This window comes from Streptomyces sp. NPDC004609, from assembly GCF_042873655.1.
Taxonomy (GTDB): Bacteria; Actinomycetota; Actinomycetes; order Streptomycetales; family Streptomycetaceae; genus Streptomyces.
The window spans coordinates 298,247-316,671 of the sequence record NZ_JBIALS010000006.1; the positions used below are offsets into that span (position 1 = coordinate 298,247).

The window sequence follows — 18,425 nt, forward strand, 5'->3', positions numbered from 1 at the left end:
CCATGCCGATCCCGTTAGCCCCCGCAGCCCCCGCTTCCGCTCCCGCCCACCCGGCGGCCCCGGCTCGCACGCTCACACACCGGCATGCCCGGAAGCCGGTGCGGTCATGCTCGTGACCGACTTCAGTACGGACTCGGTGGCCGTACACGACCGGTTCGCCCGGTTCGAGGCGACCGCCGACAGCTGGTATCTGCCCAACCACTTCCGCAGTGACCGTGCGGACGACTTCCGGGCCAGGATGCGCGGGCTGTTCCTGGGTGACCTCACGCTCTCGGTACTGACCTGCTCCCATCTGGAAGTCACCCGGACCCCGAAACTCATCCGGCAGCAGGACCCAGAGGTCTACCAGTTCCACTACGTGCCCCACGGCCTGGGCGTTCTGTCACAGGCCGGGCGTGAGGCACGGCTGCGCGGCGGCCGTCTCGTGATCACGGACAGCTCCACCCCGTACCACGGCTGGATCAAGGGCGAGCACGCCTTGCCCTGCTCGATCGTCGTCCACGTCCCCCGCCGGATCCTGCCGCTGCCCCGCCGGGCCGTCCAGCGCGTGCTCGCCGTCCCCCTCCCCGTGGACCAGGGCGTGGGCGCGCTGTACGCGCGATGGCTCGCCGACCTCAACGCCCGCGCCCATGAGTTCACCCCCGCCGAGGCCCCCTCGCTGGCCGACGCCACTACCGGGCTGCTCAGCTCCCTGCTCAGCCGCGTCCTGGACACCGGACGGCCCCCCTCCCCGGAGGCCCGCAAGGGCGCGCTGTGGATCGAGATCCGCGACTTCATCCACCGCCACCTCGACGACCCGTCCCTCACCCCGGCCGCCGTCGCCACCGCCCACGGCGTCTCCGTACGCCATCTGCACGACCTGTTCGCGGCCCAGAGCACCACCCCGGCCGGCTGGATCCGCCACCGCCGCTTGGAACGCTGCCGCCACGACCTCGCCGACCCGGGCCTGGCCGGCCGTCCCATCCAGACCATCGGCGCCCGCTGGGGCTTCCCGGACCCGGCCCACTTCAGCAGAACCTTCCGCACGGCGTACGGCATGGGACCCCGCGACTACCGGCACATGGCCCTGCGCGAGGCACCCATGCGCAAACAGTCAACAGGTGTGCAAGGAAATCCATGGGCCTCATGAGCGCCGGGGGGCATCGTCGGACAACGGAGCTCCGATCCACCCATCCGGAGCGACTTCTCATGAAGCCGCCGAGCCGAGAGGACACCGACACATGACGCAATCACCTCACCACGAACGTACGACCATAAGGCGCGCGCTGGCCGCCTTAGCCGGCGCCGTGATGCTGCTGCTCGCCTTCGGGGCACCCCAGGTGAGCGCGGCACCCCAGGGCTTCACCGCCCAGGCCGTGGCGGCGGGCCTGACCACCTCCGAGGCCACGGCCCTCCAGGCCGAGGTCGACCGCTACCTCGCGAAGACGGGCGGCACCCAGATCGCACCCAATGTGATCGACCTGGGCCGAGGCAACGGTGTCCAGGTCGCGGTGCCCGGAGAGCGTCAGCCCCGCGACCTGACCCACGGCAGGGGAGCTTTCATCCCGGGATGCGTGGGAGGCGCTGACCCCGACTACTTCTGCGCCTACGAGAACTCCTCCTACACGGGCAGCCATGTCTATCTGCACGGCTGCCCCGGCGGTGTGGCCATCCCGTTCGGGAGCGGCGGATCCTGGGACAACTACCTGAACAACAGCGTCAAGGTGCGCATGTACGACAACTTCAGCACCCTGATCTACACCACTCCGAACTCCCACAGCCGGGACGCGACGGCTGACTGGACGCCGATCTACCGGGTGCAAGGCTGCTTCTGATGCCCTGAAGGCGGAGCGTGGGATCACGCCGGATCAGTGAGCGGGGCCCGGTACCGGGGGCACCACCACGCCGAAGGCCGTGGGCGCCATCCGCGACCGACGACAATGCCGGCCCCCGGGCCGTCGGCCTCCCGCTCACCCGGCGCGAGCACCCGTCTCCGCCGCTGGACACGGGGGCCTGACGGCCCCTCCCGTCCCGGAAACACCGGTGGGGCGCACGGATCACCGTGCGCCCCACCGGCCTTGCGGTGCCCCGACGCTCAGGTCGTCGTCGTACGCCTGCGCCGGCCCCCCGGCCTGCGCTCGCTCGGCCGGGCCACATGCTCGCCCGCCTCCACGGCGGCGGCCCGCCGGGACGCGCCGAACTCCGCCAGCGCCTCCGCGAGCCGGTGCACGGACGGCTCCGGTGACAGCACGTCCACGCGCAGCCCGTGCTCCTCCGCGGTCTTGGCGGTGGCGGGACCGATACACGCGATCACGGTCACGTTGTGCGGCTTGCCGGCGATACCGACCAGGTTCCGCACCGTGGACGACGACGTGAAGAGTACGGCGTCGAAGCCACCGCCCTTGATCGCCTCACGGGTCTCGGCCGGCGGCGGCGACGCGCGCACGGTCCGGTAGGCCGTGACGTCGTCCACCTCCCAGCCCAGCTCGATCAGCCCCGCGACCAGCGTCTCGGTCGCGATGTCGGCGCGCGGCAGGAACACCCGGTCGATGGGGTCGAAGACGGGGTCGTACGGCGGCCAGTCCTCCAGCAGCCCGGCCGCCGACTGCTCACCGCTCGGCACGAGATCGGGCTTGACCCCGAAGTCGACCAGGGCGGCGGCGGTCTGCTCGCCCACCGCGGCGACCTTGATCCCGGCGAAGGCGCGGGCGTCGAGCCCGTACTCCTCGAACTTCTCCCGGACCGCCTTGACCGCGTTGACGGAGGTGAAGGCGATCCACTCGTAGCGCCCGGTGACGAGCCCCTTGACCGCGCGCTCCATCTGCTGCGGGGTCCGCGGCGGTTCGACGGCGATCGTCGGGACCTCGTGCGGCACGGCTCCGTACGAATGGAGCTGGTCCGAGAGCGAGGCTGCCTGCTCCTTGGTCCGCGGCACCAGGACCTTCCAGCCGAACAGCGGCTTGGACTCGAACCACGCGAGCTGGTCCCGCTGCGCGGCGGCGCTGCGCTCACCGACCACGGCTATCACCGGACGGTGTCCCTCCGGCGACGGCAGCACCTTCGCCTGCTTGAAGGTCTGCGCGATCGTGCCGAGGGTCGCCGTCCAGGTGCGCTGCCGGGTCGTCGTCCCGGCGACCGTGACGGTCAGCGGGGTGTCCGGCTTGCGACCCGCCGACACCAGCTCGCCCGCCGCCGAGGCGACCGCGTCGAGCGTGGTGGAGACGACGACGGTGCAGTCGCTCGCGCCGACCTCGGTCCAGCAGCGGTCACTGGCGGAGCGCGCGTCCACGAACCGTACGTCCGCGCCCTGCGCGTCCCGCAGCGGCACACCGGCGTACGCGGGCACCCCCACCGCGGTGGCGATACCCGGCACGACCTCGAAGGTGATCCCCTCGGCCGCGCACGCGAGCATCTCCTGCCCCGCGTCGGCGTCCAGCCCCGGGTCGCCCGTCACGGCACGGACGACCCGCTTGCCGTTGCGTGCTGCCTCCATGACAAGATTGACGGCATCCCTGAGTACGGGGATTCCGGCGGCTGTTGACGTATCGTCAACAATCGTCAGCTCAGGCGTGCTGACGCTCGCCCGCGCATGGCCGCGTACGACTTCGAGCACATCCGGCTCGGCGATCAGTACGTCGGCTCCCGCGAGTGCTTCGACGGCGCGCAAGGTCAGCAGTCCGGGGTCGCCTGGTCCGGCGCCGAGGAAAGTGACGTGCCCGTGTGCCGAGAACGCCGAGGACGGGTTGGTGGTGGGGCTCAATGTGCTCGCTCCCCCATAAGACCGGCCGCACCCTTGGCGAGCATCTCGGACGCGAGTTCGCGACCGAGCGCGATGGCGTCGCCGTGCGACGTGGGTACGGGACCGGTGGTGGACAGCTGCACCAGCGTCGAGCCGTCGATCGTGCCGACGACGCCGCGCAGGCGCATTTCGGTGAATGCCTGGCCGTCGCCCAACAGGTCGGCCAGCGCCCCCACGGGTGCGCTGCAGCCGGCCTCCAGGGCGGCGAGCAGGGAACGCTCGGCGGTGACGGCGGCCCGGGTTGCCGGGTCGTCGAGCCGCGCGAGCAGGGCGGCGAGATCCGCGTCGTCCGCGGTGCACTCGATCGCCAGGGCCCCCTGGCCGGGGGCGGGCAGCACGAAGTCGACCGACAGGAAGTCGGTCACCTCGTCACTTCTTCCACACCGGTTGAGCCCGGCCGCGGCGAGAACCACCGCGTCCAGCTCACCGCTGCGGACGTATCCGATCCGGGTGTCGATGTTGCCGCGGATCGGCACGGTCTGTATGTGCGTGTGGTGCGCCCGGGCGTACGCGTTCAGCTGCGCCATCCGGCGCGGCGAACCCGTCCCGACACGGGCGCCGTCGGGCAGCCGGTCGAAGGTCAGCCCGTCCCGCGCCACCAGCACGTCCCTCGGGTCCTCGCGCCGCGGCACGGCCGCGAGGAGGAGCTCGTCGGGCTGGGTGGTGGGAAGGTCCTTCAGCGAGTGAACCGCGAAGTCCACCTCACCCGCGGCGAGCGCCTCACGCAGCGCGGCCACGAAGACACCGGTGCCGCCGATCTGCGCGAGATGCTCGCGGGAGGTGTCGCCGTACGTGGTGATCTCGACCAGCTCGACGGGACGGCCGGTCAACTGGCGCACCGCCTGAGCAACTTGCCCGGACTGGGCCATGGCGAGTCTGCTCCGCCTGGTCCCCAGTCTCAGTGCCCTCTCGGTCATACTCGCCCTCGGTTCTTGACGTCTGCGTCATTCATGTCGGCCCGGCTGACGGAGGCGACCGTCTCCGGGTCGAGGTCGAAGAGTGTTCGCAGCGCGTCCGCGTACCCGGCGCCACCGGGCTCGCTCGCGAGCTGCTTCACCCGCACGGTCGGCGCGTGCAGCAGCTTGTCGACGACACGCCGAACGGTCTGGTTGATCTCGGCCCGCTGCTTTTCGTCGAGCCCGGTGAGCCGCCCTTCGAGGCGCGCGATCTCGCCCGCGACCACATCCGCCGCCATCGTCCGCAGGGCGACGACGGTGGGTGTGATGTGCGCGGCGCGCTGCGCGGCCCCGAATGCGGCCACCTCGTCCGAGACGATGCGACGCACCTGATCCACATCGGCGGCCATGGGGGCGTCGGCCGAGGCCTCCGCGAGGGACTCGATGTCGACGAGCCGCACCCCCGGAATCCGGTGAACGGCATGATCGACGTCCCGCGGCATGGCAAGATCAAGAAGCCCCAACCGCACGGCCCCGCCGCTGCGTCCGCCGTTCCCCACCCCGTGAACGGCCGATCCGGTGTTCTCCGCCCAGACCCCGTGCTGCGCAAAGGCGTCCACGGCCTCATGCGCACCCAGCCCGACGGGACAACCGCCATCGCCCTGACCGACATCCGCGCCCGCGGACACGACCGCGTCCGCGGTCCCGTCGGCGACCGGAGCCGCACCGGTGCCTCGGCCGCCGGCCGTACCGGAACCGGTCCCGGTATCCGTACGGGTCCCGGCGTCGGCACCCGTATCTGCCGGAGCCACGCCGTCCGCCGGGCCGGACGCGCCCTCGGCGGAGCCCGGCGCGGCGCGGTCCAGGACGCGTCCGTCACGGGCGGCCGTGGCGGCCAGCCGTGCCACCAGGCTGCCGTCGGGCGCGCGCAGGCCGTCCTGCGGTCCGGCGGTCGGGGACTCGGGCTGCGGAGGAACCTCGCCCGGGACGGCCAGCGCCTCGGCGACCGCGTCCGCGGTCAGCACGAGTCCGGTCGCACCGGTGCAGGACACCACCGCGTCGGCACGTGTCAGCTCGTGGGGCACCTCGGTCATGGACGCCACCCGGACCGTGACCCCGCCGGTCTCGGCGAGCACCGACGCCAGGCGCTCGGCCCGCTCGGGCGTCCGGTTGGCGATGACGAGTTCGCGTACGCCCAGCCGTGCGAGCGTCGTCGCGGCGAGGGAGGACATCGACCCCGCCCCGATGACGAGCACCCGCTTCCCGCGGGCCCAGGCCACGGTGTCCGCGCCGTCCGCGAGCTGTTCGAGCCCGAAGGTCACGAGCGACTGCCCGGCCCAGTCGATCCCGGTCTCGCTGTGGGCGCGCTTGCCCACCCGCAGGGACTGCTGGAAAAGATCGTTGATCAGCCGCCCGGCGGTGTGCAGTTCCTGGCCGCGCGCGAGGGCGTCCTTGATCTGCCCGAGGATCTGGCCCTCGCCGACGACCATGGAGTCGAGCCCGCACGCCACCGAGAAGAGGTGGTGGACGGCCCGGTCCTCGTAGTGCACGTACAGATAGGGGGTCAGCTCTTCCAGGCCCACCCCGCTGTGCTGCGCGAGCAGCGTGGACAGCTCCGCGACACCCGCGTGGAACTTCTCGACGTCCGCGTACAGCTCGATGCGGTTGCAGGTGGCGAGCACCGTCGCCTCGGCGGCGGGCTCCACCGCCAGGGTGTCCTGGAGGAGTTTGGCCTGCGCGTCCGCGGACAGCGACGCCCGCTCCAGCACGCTCACCGGCGCGCTGCGATGACTCAGTCCGACGACCAGAAGACTCATGCCGGCATCACGGCGGGCATGTCCCCGTCAGGTCCCTTCCGGGCCTCGGCCCCCGGCGTACCGGAGCCCGGCAGGGCCCCGTCACCGGCGGCCGCGGCCACACTCGCCGCGGCGGCCTCCGCGACCGCCGCGGCGCCCGTCTCCGCCTCGGCCTCCTCGCCCGCCTTCCGCTGCTCGTGGAACGCGAGGATCTGAAGCTCGATCGAGAGGTCGACCTTGCGCACGTCCACCCCGTCCGGCACGGACAGCACGGTGGGCGCGAAGTTCAGAATGGAGGTCACGCCCGCCGCGACGAGCCGCTCGCAGACCTGCTGCGCGGCGCCCGCCGGGGTCGCGATGACACCGATCGACACACCGTTGTCGCTGATGATCTTCTCCAGCTCGTCGGTGTGCTGGACCGGAATCCCCGCGACCGGCTTTCCGGCCATCGCCGGGTCCGCGTCGATCAGCGCGGCCACCCGGAAGCCACGGGAGGCGAAGCCGCCGTAGTTCGCGAGGGCGGCACCGAGGTTACCGATACCGACGATCACCACGGGCCAGTCCTGCGTCAGCCCCAGCTCACGCGAGATCTGGTAGACGAGGTACTCCACGTCGTAGCCGACGCCCCGCGTCCCGTACGAGCCGAGATACGAGAAGTCCTTCCGCAGCTTCGCGGAGTTGACCCCCGCCGCCGCCGCCAGTTCTTCGGATGAGACTGTGGGCACGGAACGCTCGGACAGAGCGGTCAGCGCCCGCAGATACAGCGGAAGTCGGGCGACGGTGGCCTCGGGGATTCCTCGGCTACGGGTCGCCGGTCGGTGATTTCGGCCAGTTGCCACGGTGCTCCTGCGGGATGAGCGAGGCTCTAGGCGGCCGTGTGTCCCAAGACCGCCCCGTCGAATGCAGGCTATGTCTTTGTGAACGCGTGCACAAAGATGGTGTCCGTTTTGTCCGAGCAAAGTGATCGGGGTCACGCGTTCTGATCGCGTAAACCTGGAACCAGGAGACGCGCCGACCCGTTGCAGACCCGAAGGGGGCAAAACCGTACACACTCCTCACGCATACGCCCCCGAGACCGCTCTACTGTGCCCTGTTTCGCCTGCGCCCGATAGAGCCATGACAAGGGGAACGCTGGGTCGACCCACCCGGCACCACCGCCCCTTCGATCACACCCGCCCCGCCCATCGCTTGTGAACGGACACACCAGCCCCTCTCACTCTCGCGCCCACCCCTGCCACCAGCGGAAACAGCACATCCGCGGGTGACGATCACTCTCCGGGCGCCGAGCACGGCGACGAACTCAGCGACGAACTCGACGACGGCGGACCGGCGGCGGGCCCGGAGCCGTCCTACGCCCCCAGCGCGCGGCGCAGCCTGTCCGCGTCGACACGCCAGAACGTGTGCTGCTCTCCGTCGACCAGCACCACCGGAATCTGCTCCCAGTACGCCCGGTGCAGAGCCTCGTCCCGGGTGATGTCCTTCTCCTCCCAGGACGCACCGGTCTCGCCGCACACCTCCTCGATCACGGCCCGCGCGTCGTCGCACAGATGACACCCCGGCTTCCCGATCAGCGTCACGACACGCTCGCCGGCCTTCTTCTTCGTACGCCGCAGCAGTGGACTCATACGTCCATTCTCCGCCGTGCCGCACCGCCCGGCCCCTCCCCGGGGCACACGGGCCCTGAGACAGAGCCCACAGTCCTGAGCACGGGGAACGCCCAGGACTCCCGCGTAAGGCGGCGGTCCCCCAGAGTTCACGACGCCGCATCCCGGCGGGTCCGGAACTCCCGAACAGACTGGCTATGCTCGCGGTATGGCCGCACTGGGATGGCTCACCCCCCGTAGACGCTCCGCCACCGCACGGAGCGTGCTCGCAGGCGAGGCAGCAGCCGAGGCAGCGCGCAAGGCGAGCCGTGAGACCGACACGGCCGAGGCGCCGGCACCCGGGCGGGAGGAGCCCGGCGCACCGGACTTCCCCGTCGCGGGCGACGAGCACGCCGCCGCCTTCTTCGACCTCGACAACACCGTGATGCAGGGCGCCGCGATCTTCCACTTCGGCCGGGGCCTGTACAAACGTAAATTCTTCCAGCGCCGCGAACTGGCGCGATTCGCCTGGCAGCAGACCTGGTTCCGGCTGGCCGGCGTCGAGGACCCGCACCATATGCAGGACGTACGCGAGTCCGCCCTGTCCATCGTCAAGGGCCACCGCGTCTCCGAGCTGATGAGCATCGGCGAGGAGATCTACGACGAGTACATGGCCGACCGCATCTGGCCCGGCACCCGGGCACTCGCCCAGGCCCACCTCGACGCGGGCCAGAAGGTCTGGCTGGTGACCGCGGCTCCCGTGGAGACCGCCACCATCATCGCCCGCCGCCTCGGCCTGACCGGCGCCCTCGGCACCGTCGCCGAATCCGTCGACGGCGTCTACACCGGCAAGCTCGTCGGCGAGCCGCTGCACGGCCCCGCGAAGGCCGAGGCGGTGCGCGCGCTCGCCGCCGCCGAGGGCCTCGATCTGTCCCGGTGCGCCGCCTACAGCGATTCGCACAACGACATTCCGATGCTGTCGCTCGTAGGACATCCATACGCGATCAATCCCGACACCAAGCTGCGCAAACACGCGCGCGAACGCGAGTGGCGGCTCCGTGACTACCGGACGGGCCGCAAGGCCGCCAAGGTGGGCATCCCGGCGGCCGCCGGAGTGGGCGCCCTCGCGGGCGGTACGGCCGCCGCCGTGGCCCTCCACCGCCGCCGCCGCTGACCGTCCGGCCCCTCCCCGCGGCCGTCCGGCGCGGGGCGGTACCGGTCGCGCCGGCGAAGCAAAGCGAACACACCTCCGCTTCCCCGCTCTCCGCGCGACCGGACACGAACGTTTTCGATCACCAAGTGCTCACATTGCGCTACGCGATCCGTCGTCCAGGGGTAACAGAAGCAACGGAAACGATGATTTGAGCAACTGGGTGTAGCACCGCCTGTACGAAGCGTTATTCTCCTCAGACGCATACGGGATCCCACCAGTCGTCATGACGGGTGATCCGTCCCGCACTGCACGTGATGGAAGCTCTGCCTCTGGGAGTCCCGTGTACCCACACGTCGGGGTTGACGCCTCGGGCCTGGCTACGCTCCGCGCGGCGGTCCTCGACCACTTGCGCGGTTTCGTCCCCACCGCGTACGCGGTCCCGGCCCTCGCCATGCCCCGCCTTGCCGCCAGCGGTCCCGCCGCCCCCTGCTACGCCCTCGCCGACGGCCGCGCGGCCGTCGGCAGACGCAGCAGCCGGGGCGGCTCCGGCGCCCCGACCGTTCGCCGCCCGAGCGCCGACAGTGACAGCGCCCGCATGATGGAGCTGGTCGAGCGCGCCCAGGCGGGCGAGGCCGAAGCCTTCGGCCGGCTCTACGACCAGTACAGCGACACCGTCTACCGCTACATCTACTACCGGGTGGGCGGGAAGGCGACGGCGGAGGACCTCACCAGCGAGACCTTCCTGCGCGCCCTGCGCCGTATCTCCACCTTCACCTGGCAGGGCCGCGACTTCGGGGCCTGGCTGGTCACCATCGCCCGCAATCTGGTCGCCGACCACTTCAAGTCCAGCCGCTTCCGGCTGGAGGTGACCACCGGCGAGATGCTCGACGCGAACGAGGTCGAGCGCAGCCCGGAGGACTCCGTCCTGGAGTCCCTGTCGAACGCCGCACTGCTCGAAGCCGTGCGGAAGCTCAACCCCCAGCAGCAGGAGTGCGTGACCCTGCGCTTCCTGCAGGGCCTGTCGGTCGCCGAGACCGCCAGGGTGATGGGCAAGAACGAGGGCGCGATCAAGACCCTCCAGTACCGTGCCGTACGCACCCTCGCGCGTCTTCTCCCCGACGACGCCCGCTGACCCCCCAGCCACCCCCCGAAATCCGCCCCGATCCCAACTCACAATCGGTGACGCCACGATGACGCACTGGTCCGATCATCTTTCGCGCGTAACCCAAGTGCCGCGCCGCTCGTTGTGCGAGATGCAGGCTCCCTGTGGTCACGCCATGCCCGCAACCGCTCACTCGATCGTGTGGACGCGAGCAAGGCGTGCAACCTTCCAGACCCCCAGGGGAGTCGATTGTCATGACGAGAGGAGGTGCCGCCAGTGATCGCGAACGTTTCGGCGCACCGGCGGGCGAACGCCTTCGCCCAGGCCCTGGAAGATCAGGCGGCCGCACAGCCCGACGATTCGGCCGAACCGGCCGAAAGCGGACGGCTGTTGGCTCTGGCGTCCGGCCTCGGCGAGCTGCCGAAGCCGGAACTGGACCCCGAGGTCAAAGTGGTGCAGCGAGCCCAGCTCGTCGCCGCCATGGAAGCCATGTTCCAGGAAGGCACGGCCGCGGGGAGCGCGCCCTCGGGCCCTACGGTGCCCGAGCAGCGGCAGCGGACAGCCGGCCGCGGCGCCCATCGGGCATCCCCGCTGCGGAAATTGCGACCGCGTTCCCGCTGGTCCAAGGGGCTCGCGGCCGGCGGTCTGACCGTCGGTGTCGCCGCGGGCGCCTTCAGCGGAGTGGCCGCTGCCAGTTCCGACGCCCTGCCCGGTGACACGCTGTACGGGCTCAAGCGCGGGATGGAGGACATCCGCCTCGGCATGACCGACGGCGAGACCGACCGCGGCGAGCTCTACCTCGACCAGGCGTCCACCCGCCTCAGCGAGGCCCGGCGCCTCATGGAGCGCGGCCGGGCGGGCGACCTGGACCACGAGTCCCTGGGCGAGGTGCGCCGCGCGCTCAACGGCATGCGCCACGACGCCTCGGAAGGCCACCGCCTCCTCCACGAGGTGTACGAACGGGACGGCTCACTGGGCCCCATCCAGAAGCTGAACTCGTTCTCCCGCGCCCACCGGGACGCGTGGAACGGCCTCCGGGACCGGCTGCCCGTCCAACTGGCCGACGTGGGCAACGAGGTGAACGACGTCTTCGACGCCATAGACCAGGAAGTCGGCCCCCTCCAGTCGCTGCTGCCCAGCCCGCCCGAGCAGGGCCGAGGCACCCAGCGACCCGGCGCCACCACCCAGGACACCGGCAGTACCCCTTCCGCGGACGGCCGCACCACCCCCTCGGCCCCCGACAGCACCACGCCGCGCCCGGGCCCCGACGGCAAACCCCGCCCGTCGAACACCGGCTCCGGCACGGCCGAGGAAGACGGCCTCCTGGGCGGCGGAGGCGGTCTGTTCGACCCGCCGTCGAAGACCACTCCCCCGGCGGCCCCGGGCCAGGCCCCGGTCACCCCGGAGCCGGACATCACCATTCCGCCGCTGCTCCCGGGACTCCTGCCGGGACTGGGCCTGAGCGCGGAGGACGACAGCTAGAAGGCTGCCGGACGCCGGCTGTTCCGGCTGGCAGCCGGGCGCGTCGGCCCGGCTCCGGCCGGATCGTGGGAGGGACTGACGAGTTCAGTCCCTCCCCTCTCCGTATGCGGCCGTCCACGCCCTCGACGCCCGCCGGGCCGGCGTATCCACCGGACCGCAGCCGGCCGGACTCAGAACCCGGGCAGGCTCAGAAGAACACCGACCGGCGCTGCACCAGCAGCTTGTACAGCGTGTGCTGAATCTGCTCCCGCACCTGATCCGTCAGGTTGAACATCAGCATCGGATCCTCCGCCGCCTCCGGCGGATACCCGTCCGTCGCGATCGGCTCCCCGAACTGAATCGTCCACTTCGTCGGCAGCGGCACCGCGCCCAGCGGCCCCAGCCAGGGAAACGTCGGAGTGATCGGGAAGTACGGAATCCCCAGCACACGCGCCAGCGTCTTCGCGTTGCCGATCATCGGATAGATCTCCTCCGCGCCGACGATCGAGCACGGCACGATCGGCACCCCCGCCCGCAGCGCCGTCGACACAAAGCCGCCCCGCCCGAACCGCTGCAGCTTGTAGCGCTCGCCGAACGGCTTCCCGATGCCCTTGAAGCCCTCCGGCATCACCCCGACGACCTCACCGCGCCGCAGCAGCCGCTCCGCGTCCTCCGCGCACGCCAGCGTGTGCCCGGCCTTGCGGGCCAGCTCGTTCACCACCGGCAGGACGAACACCAGGTCCGCCGCCAGGAGCCGCAGATGCCGTCCCGCCGGATGCCGGTCGTGGACGGCGACCTGCAGCATCAGCCCGTCCAGCGGCAGTGTTCCGGAGTGGTTGGCCACCACCAGCGCCCCGCCGTCGGCGGGGATGTTCTCGATGCCCTTCACCTCGACCCGGAAGTACTTCTCGTACAGCGGCCGGACCATCGACATCAGGACCTGGTCGGTCAGCTCCTTGTCGTAGCCGAACTCGTCGACCTCGTAGTCCCCGGTGATCCGGCGCCGCAGAAACGCCAGCCCGCCGGCGATCCGCCGGTCCCAGCCGCCGCCCGCATCCCGTACGGAGTCCCCGGCCGCCGCCCGGACCTCCACCGGGCGCCCGGCCTCCGGCTCGTCCGGGACGGGCCTGCGCCCCGCCACGGAGTCGGAGGCGGGAGCGGGCCCGGGTACGGACGGCAGCCCGCCCTCGGCCCCCGGCAGCGGGCTCACGGGGGCCTCCCGCGCCACCGGGGGGTCGGCCTGGCGCCGCCCGCTCGCAGGCAGCCCGGGGGAGCGCCGCCGCCCCGGGCGCTGCGCACCTCCGCGGGAACGGTCCTCGTCGAAGGGAATGACCTTGGCGTCCGCCATCGTCGGTGCTCCTTATCCGGCGTCGCTCTGCGTCGTACGGGTCGCGGCGGCCGCCGATACGGCCTCGTCGACCCCGAGGGCCTCCTCCACCCGGTCCACCGCCCGGATCAGGCTCTCCGGCGGCAGCAGCCCCGGCCCCCGGCTGCGCGCGAAGTCCGCGAAGGTCTCCGCGGTGGTGTACTTCGGCCGGAACCCCAGTGTCTCGCGCATCTGAGCGGTGCTGACGACCCGCCCGTGGGTCAACAGCCGGATCTGCTCCGGCGAGAAGTCCGTGACCCCCACCGTACGCAGCGCGGAGCCGACCCAGGTGACCGCGGGCAGCAGCACGGGCAGCGTGGGCCGCCCCAGCCGCCGTGAGCACTGCGAGAGCAGCAGCACACCGTCGCCGGCGACATTGAACGTGCCGCTGTTGAGCGTCCCGCGCCGCGGCTCGTGCAGAGCGATCCTCAGCACATCGATCACATCGTCCTCGTGGACGAACTGCAGCCTCGGGTCATAGCCGAACACCGTCGGCATCACCGGCAGCGAGAAGAACTCGGCCAGCGGGGATTCCGCGCACGGCCCGAGGATGTTCGCAAACCGCAGCACGCACACGGCGACGTCCGGCCTGCGCCGCGCGAACCCGCGGACGTACCCCTCCACCTCGACGGCGTCCTTGGCGAAGCCGCCGCTCGGCAGGGACTTGGGCGGGGTGGTCTCGGTGAAGACCGCGGGATCGCGGGGCGCGGAGCCGTACACACTCGTACTGGACTTGATCACCAGCCGTTTGACGGTCGGCGACTTCTGGCACGCGCCGAGGAGCTGCATCGTGCCGATGACGTTGGTCTCCTTGACGGCCGTACGGCCCCCCGCGCCCAGCGGCGTACCGGTGACATCGAGATGGACGACGGTGTCGACGGCGTGCTCCGCCAGCACCCGCCCTATCGCGGGCTGGCGGATGTCGGCACGTACGAATGCGGCACCGCCGAGATGGTGCTCGGGTCCCACCGCGTCGACACCGATCACCCGGTCCACCTCGGGATCGCGCTGGATACGCCGTACGAGACGGCCTCCGAGTTGCCGGGCCACTCCGGTGACGAGCACGACCTTTCCCAAGATCAGCGCCTTCCCTCAGATCCATGAGCCGCGGATATGCGTGTCCATGGGCTCAAACGTCACCGTAGCGGCTCGTTGTTGCGCGGGGATGACCACGCGGCGCACTTTTGCCGCGCCGTGTCCACCCGCCCGCCGGGTCACCCGGGAGGCAGGACGCACCACAACGCACCGCGGCCCTCCCACCGGCAGGGTGGAAGGGCCGCGGCGACACGTACAGCTGTCGCTTGTGCTTACTTCTTGTTACGACGCTGAACGCGGGTGCGCTTGAGCAGCTTGCGGTGCTTCTTCTTCGCCATCCGCTTGCGCCGCTTCTTGATAACAGAGCCCACGACTACCCTCGCTCACTTCTCTTCACTCGGTGCGGGGCGTCTGGGCCCACACGACCTACGTCGGCCTAGCCTACCCGCCTGCGAGTGGAGGTCGTAATCCGAGGGCAGTCGCCCGGGTCGCGCTACGCCGATTCGACCCCCACGAAGGACTCGCGGAGATATTCGTGAACCGCTTGCTCCGGTACCCGGAAGGACCTCCCCACCCGGATCGCCGGCAGATGACCGCTGTGCACCAAGCGGTACACAGTCATCTTCGACACCCGCATCACCGAGGCAACCTCCGCCACGGTAAGGAACTTGACCTCGTTAAGAGGCCTCTCGCTGCCAGCAGCCATGACCCACCTGTACCTTCCGCACATGACGCACACCGGCTTCCCCTCCGGTGACTCTTCGTCTCTGTGCGCTCACTCCCAGAGTAGGGGCGGGTGGTGCGAGTGGGGAAGAGGAGCAGCCATCGGCCGCCTACTGTGACAGACAGGCTCGTTTGAGTACATAGCGCGTCAGCGGCCGGTAGTAATCGGACCGCACGGCATCATCAAGCGGAACCGCGACCGCGACCCTGCCCTCGGCCTCGCCGACGAACAGCGCGGGGTCGTCCGTATCGGCCAGCCCGATGGCCTCCATACCCAGCTGACCTGCCCCGCAGACCCATCCATGGTCCCCGACGACCAGGTCCGGAAGGGGCCCGTAACCCTCCGCCAGATCTTCCAGAGCGACCCGAACCGGGAGGGGGGAATGGGTGTGTGCGCCGGTCTCACTGCCCGCACTCCGTGCGCCTCCTTCCCGCATCAGCGCGACTCCCCGTACGTAGTCGAGGTTGTACGTGCGTACGCCGAACCGGGTCGTTATGTCGACACATCTGCCCTGCGCGGGTGTGAGAACGAGACAGCCGGCCGCCGACAAAGCGTCTGCCAGCCCGGCGTAGAACGCGAGCAGCCGGTGCGGATGCCCGGTCCCCAGCAGCACGGCACCCCGCCGCGCGGCCACCTCCCCGAGCCGGTCCGCGAACGCGTCGAGACCGCTCAACGTCCGCTCGGGATCGATGACATCGGGTCCGGCCACATGCCCGGGATCGGCGGACACTCCGCATTTCTCGGCCATCAGCGCGATCAAGTCCCGCTCGGTCCAGTCCCCTTCGGGGTCGAGCCCCAGGGTGACCCGGGGATCCCGCGCCGCGAAGAGCCGATAGCTGCGCAGGCTCTCCTCCCGCGCGGTCGCCACCACCCCCGCGAGCCTCCCCGCCAACAGATGCGCCCGCACCGCTCCACGACTCAGCACCCCCCGATGCTGCCTCACCTCACCGGCGGTTCCCCGGGATTCCCCGAGACACCCCACGATCGGCGCAACTCCCACGCCCAGGACCCCGCGTGTCCGGGGTGGGCCGGGTACCCGGCCCCGGAAGCACGGGACCGCGCGGGCCCGCCCCGCGCGACGGGCCCGTCCGGCGCTCGACAACCCGCCGGGGCCACCCTCACGAACAGAGCGAGCGGCCACGAGCCGACGGACTCCAGGGCCCACAGCCGCCCGTGGGAGCCGCGGAACGGGTCCCCGCCCCATCCCGTGCCCGTCCGGCCCTTGAGGACGGATCCCAGCCCCAGGAGACGGCCACGGCACCACCAGGCCCACCCCCTACGCCAACAACCCCCGCACCGGGAACACCGCCCGCCTCGTCGCCCGCACCGCCTGGTCCAGCCGGTCCGCCGGGTCGTACCCCGCACCCCACTCGCGCCACACGGGCGTCCGCCCGTCCGTCATCCGCCGCGGCCCCGGCTGCCGTGTCCGCGCGTACACCTCGTCACGCCAGTCCTGCGGAATCATGGACTCAGGATCCACGGGCGCGTGCGCCGCGATCCCCACGAGATGGGTCCACGAACGGGGTACGACGTCGACGACCGCGTACCCGCCCCCGCCCAGCGCGATCCACCGACCGCCCTCGGCGTACTCGTGCGCGAACGTGTGGCACGCCTCCTGCACCAGCCGCTGCGCGTCCAGCGACACCGCCAGATGCGCCAGCGGATCCTCGAAGTGCGTGTCGGCCCCGTGCTGCGTCACCAGCACCTGCGGCCGGAAGTCCGCCAGCAGCTCGGGCACCACCGCGTGGAAGGCCCGCAGCCACCCCTCGTCACCCGTCCCCGCGGGCAGCGCGACATTGACCGCACTGCCCTCGGCCGCCCCGGCAGCCCCGGTCTCCTCGGGCCATCCGGTCCCGGGAAACAGCATGCGGGGATGCTCGTGCAACGAGATCGTCAGCACCCGTGGATCGTCCCAGAACGCCGCCTGGACCCCGTCCCCGTGATGTACGTCCACATCGACGTACGCGACCCTCTCCGCCCCCAGCTCCAGCAGCCGCGCGATCGCCAGCGACGCGTCGTTGTAGATGCAGAACCCGGCCGCCGAACCCGGCATCGCATGATGCAGTCCACCCGCGAAGTTCACCGCGTGCTCGGCGTCTCCCCGCCACACCGCCTCGGCGGCTCCGACCGACTGCCCGGCGATCAGCGCCGATGCCTCGTGCATCCCGCTGAAGGCGGGGTCGTCCATCGTGCCGAGCCCGTACGCCTGGTCCGCGCTCCGGGGATCCGCCGACGCGGCCCGTACGGCCGCCAGATAGTCCGCGCGGTGAACGAGCCGGAGAGTGGAGTCCCCGGCCGGCTTCGCCGCCACGACGTCGATGGCGCGATCGAGCCCGTAGGCCCGCACCAGCCCCATGGTCAGCGCGAGCCGCACCGGATCCATCGGATGGCTGTCCCCGAAGTCGTACTTCGTTACCGCCTCGTCCCACATCAACAATCCGCGGCCGCTCATGCACGCCACCGTATCCGCCCCGGTCCGCCGGGAACGACCGGGCATACCGCAAGATGCCCGGCTCGCGCATCCCGTCAGATCAGCAGCGCGGGCAGCTCCTCCATCGCCCCGAAACACCGCTTCGCCCCGGCGAGCTTCGCGGCCGGGTTCATCGCCGTGTACCCGTACACATCCATCCCGGCCGCCACCGCGGCCCGCACCCCGAGCACGCTGTCCTCGACGACGGCACACCGCTCGGGGGCGACCCCCATCCGCTCGGCCGCGTGCAGAAACAGATCCGGCGCCGGCTTCCCCCGCCCCACGTCCTGCGCGCTGAAGACGATCTCCCGGTGGAACCAGAGGTCCAGCCCGGTCCTGTGGTGCCCTACCCTGATCCGCTCATGGCTCCCGGAGGACGCGACGCAGTACGGCACCTGTGTCGCCACCAGCTTCTCCAGCACCTCGGTCACCCCGCCGACCACCTCCAACTCCCGCTCGAACGCGGCAAAGGTCCGGGCATGCAGCGTCTCGTCGAAGTCTTCCGGCAGCCGCTGTCCCGTCCTCTCCAGCACAAGATCGTGCACGCGATGCACGGCGGCCCCCATATAGTCCCGCAGTGAATCCTCGTACGAGGTGGGGTGCCCCAGCTCCGTCAGATACGCGGCCAGAATGGCGTTGGCGACCGGCTCGCTGTCGACGAGAACGCCATCGTTGTCAAAGATGACAAGGTCATACTTCATGACCTCACCCTAAGAGCCCTTCAAACGGTGCCACAACGCAAAAATGCCGTGGTTCCCGGACTGTAAACAATCCAGGAACCACGGCCAACAATTGTTCGGCGGTGTCCTACTCTCCCACAGGGTCCCCCCTGCAGTACCATCGGCGCTGAAAGGCTTAGCTTCCGGGTTCGGAATGTAACCGGGCGTTTCCCTCACGCAATAACCACCGAAACACTATAAAACCAACAACACCGGCACAAAAAGGGTTGTTCGTGGTTTCAGAACCAACACAGTGGACGCGAGCAACTGAGGACAAGCCCTCGGCCTATTAGTACCGGTCACCTCCAGCGGTTACCCGCCTTCCAGATCCGGCCTATCAAC

The 18,425-nt window shown here is 70.7% G+C and carries 17 protein-coding genes and 1 rRNA gene; 5 read left to right on the top strand and 13 right to left on the bottom strand.

Annotated features, from left to right (window positions below; translation table 11 throughout):
• Positions 1–106 precede the first annotated feature (106 nt).
• Together ACFYT4_RS08980 and ACFYT4_RS08985 are read left to right on the top strand one after the other, a co-directional pair.
• On the top strand, positions 107–1,129 hold the full coding sequence (locus tag ACFYT4_RS08980) for a helix-turn-helix domain-containing protein (RefSeq protein WP_389266739.1): 1,023 nt from the start codon (positions 107–109) through the stop codon (positions 1,127–1,129).
• Positions 1,130–1,220: 91 nt separating this feature from the next.
• Complete coding sequence (locus ACFYT4_RS08985) at positions 1,221–1,814, top strand: hypothetical protein (RefSeq protein ID WP_389266741.1); 594 nt, start codon at positions 1,221–1,223, stop codon at positions 1,812–1,814.
• A gap of 260 nt (positions 1,815–2,074) precedes the next feature.
• Here ACFYT4_RS08985 and ACFYT4_RS08990 read toward each other — a convergent pair whose 3' ends face one another.
• From ACFYT4_RS08990 to ACFYT4_RS09010, 5 genes are all read right to left on the bottom strand, one after another.
• Positions 2,075–3,739 carry a uroporphyrinogen-III synthase gene (locus ACFYT4_RS08990; RefSeq protein ID WP_389266743.1) on the bottom strand — a complete coding sequence of 555 codons (1,665 nt, stop codon included), beginning with the start codon at positions 3,737–3,739 and terminating at the stop codon, positions 2,075–2,077.
• A complete protein-coding gene (gene hemC / locus ACFYT4_RS08995) occupies positions 3,736–4,695 on the bottom strand; it encodes a hydroxymethylbilane synthase (protein WP_389266745.1) in 960 nt (319 codons plus the stop codon). Before hemC ends, ACFYT4_RS08990 begins: the two co-directional genes overlap by 4 nt.
• Complete coding sequence (locus tag ACFYT4_RS09000; RefSeq protein ID WP_389266747.1) at positions 4,692–6,491, bottom strand: glutamyl-tRNA reductase; 1,800 nt, start codon at positions 6,489–6,491, stop codon at positions 4,692–4,694. The genes hemC and ACFYT4_RS09000 overlap by 4 nt, the downstream gene beginning before the upstream one ends.
• On the bottom strand, positions 6,488–7,309 hold the full coding sequence (locus tag ACFYT4_RS09005; RefSeq protein WP_389266749.1) for a redox-sensing transcriptional repressor Rex: 822 nt from the start codon (positions 7,307–7,309) through the stop codon (positions 6,488–6,490). The genes ACFYT4_RS09000 and ACFYT4_RS09005 overlap by 4 nt, the downstream gene beginning before the upstream one ends.
• Before the next feature lie 510 nt (positions 7,310–7,819).
• Positions 7,820–8,095, bottom strand: coding sequence for a glutaredoxin family protein (locus ACFYT4_RS09010; RefSeq protein ID WP_389266751.1), 276 nt, complete (start codon positions 8,093–8,095; stop codon positions 7,820–7,822).
• Positions 8,096–8,282: 187 nt separating this feature from the next.
• Here ACFYT4_RS09010 and ACFYT4_RS09015 point away from each other — a divergent pair, with 187 nt between their 5' ends.
• The 3 genes from ACFYT4_RS09015 (at position 8,283) to ACFYT4_RS09025 (ending at position 11,790) form a co-directional block, all read left to right on the top strand.
• Positions 8,283–9,227: an HAD family hydrolase gene (locus ACFYT4_RS09015; protein ID WP_389266754.1), complete on the top strand. Its 945-nt coding sequence runs from the start codon at positions 8,283–8,285 to the stop codon at positions 9,225–9,227.
• Positions 9,228–9,546: 319 nt separating this feature from the next.
• On the top strand, positions 9,547–10,338 hold the full coding sequence (locus tag ACFYT4_RS09020; protein WP_389266756.1) for an ECF subfamily RNA polymerase sigma factor, BldN family: 792 nt from the start codon (positions 9,547–9,549) through the stop codon (positions 10,336–10,338).
• A 246-nt stretch (positions 10,339–10,584) separates the two neighbouring features.
• On the top strand, positions 10,585–11,790 hold the full coding sequence (locus ACFYT4_RS09025; protein ID WP_389266758.1) for a DUF5667 domain-containing protein: 1,206 nt from the start codon (positions 10,585–10,587) through the stop codon (positions 11,788–11,790).
• Positions 11,791–11,977: 187 nt separating this feature from the next.
• On the opposite strand, the gene ACFYT4_RS09030 is transcribed toward ACFYT4_RS09025, so the two are convergent.
• The 8 genes from ACFYT4_RS09030 to rrf all read right to left on the bottom strand — a co-directional run bounded on the left by ACFYT4_RS09030 (position 11,978) and on the right by rrf (position 18,275).
• Complete coding sequence (locus tag ACFYT4_RS09030) at positions 11,978–13,117, bottom strand: lysophospholipid acyltransferase family protein (protein ID WP_389266760.1); 1,140 nt, start codon at positions 13,115–13,117, stop codon at positions 11,978–11,980.
• Positions 13,118–13,129: 12 nt separating this feature from the next.
• Positions 13,130–14,212 carry an NAD-dependent epimerase/dehydratase family protein gene (locus tag ACFYT4_RS09035; protein ID WP_389266762.1) on the bottom strand — a complete coding sequence of 361 codons (1,083 nt, stop codon included), beginning with the start codon at positions 14,210–14,212 and terminating at the stop codon, positions 13,130–13,132.
• A 230-nt stretch (positions 14,213–14,442) separates the two neighbouring features.
• Complete coding sequence (locus tag ACFYT4_RS09040) at positions 14,443–14,541, bottom strand: 30S ribosomal protein bS22 (RefSeq protein WP_003948845.1); 99 nt, start codon at positions 14,539–14,541, stop codon at positions 14,443–14,445.
• 122 nt (positions 14,542–14,663) lie between these two features.
• Positions 14,664–14,876 (bottom strand): helix-turn-helix domain-containing protein, encoded by a 213-nt coding sequence (locus ACFYT4_RS09045; protein ID WP_014046653.1) that lies wholly within the window; start codon positions 14,874–14,876, stop codon positions 14,664–14,666.
• A gap of 127 nt (positions 14,877–15,003) precedes the next feature.
• Positions 15,004–15,819, bottom strand: a complete 816-nt coding sequence (locus ACFYT4_RS09050) for a phosphatase (RefSeq protein WP_389266764.1) — start codon at positions 15,817–15,819, stop codon at positions 15,004–15,006.
• 351 nt (positions 15,820–16,170) lie between these two features.
• Positions 16,171–17,346, bottom strand: coding sequence for an acetoin utilization protein AcuC (locus ACFYT4_RS09055; RefSeq protein ID WP_389266766.1), 1,176 nt, complete (start codon positions 17,344–17,346; stop codon positions 16,171–16,173).
• 74 nt (positions 17,347–17,420) lie between these two features.
• The gene (locus tag ACFYT4_RS09060) at positions 17,421–18,065 is read right to left on the bottom strand and encodes an HAD family hydrolase (RefSeq protein WP_389266768.1); all 645 of its coding nucleotides are present in this window, start codon (positions 18,063–18,065) and stop codon (positions 17,421–17,423) included.
• A 93-nt stretch (positions 18,066–18,158) separates the two neighbouring features.
• Positions 18,159–18,275, bottom strand: a 5S ribosomal RNA gene (rrf, locus tag ACFYT4_RS09065).
• Positions 18,276–18,425: the final 150 nt, after the last annotated feature.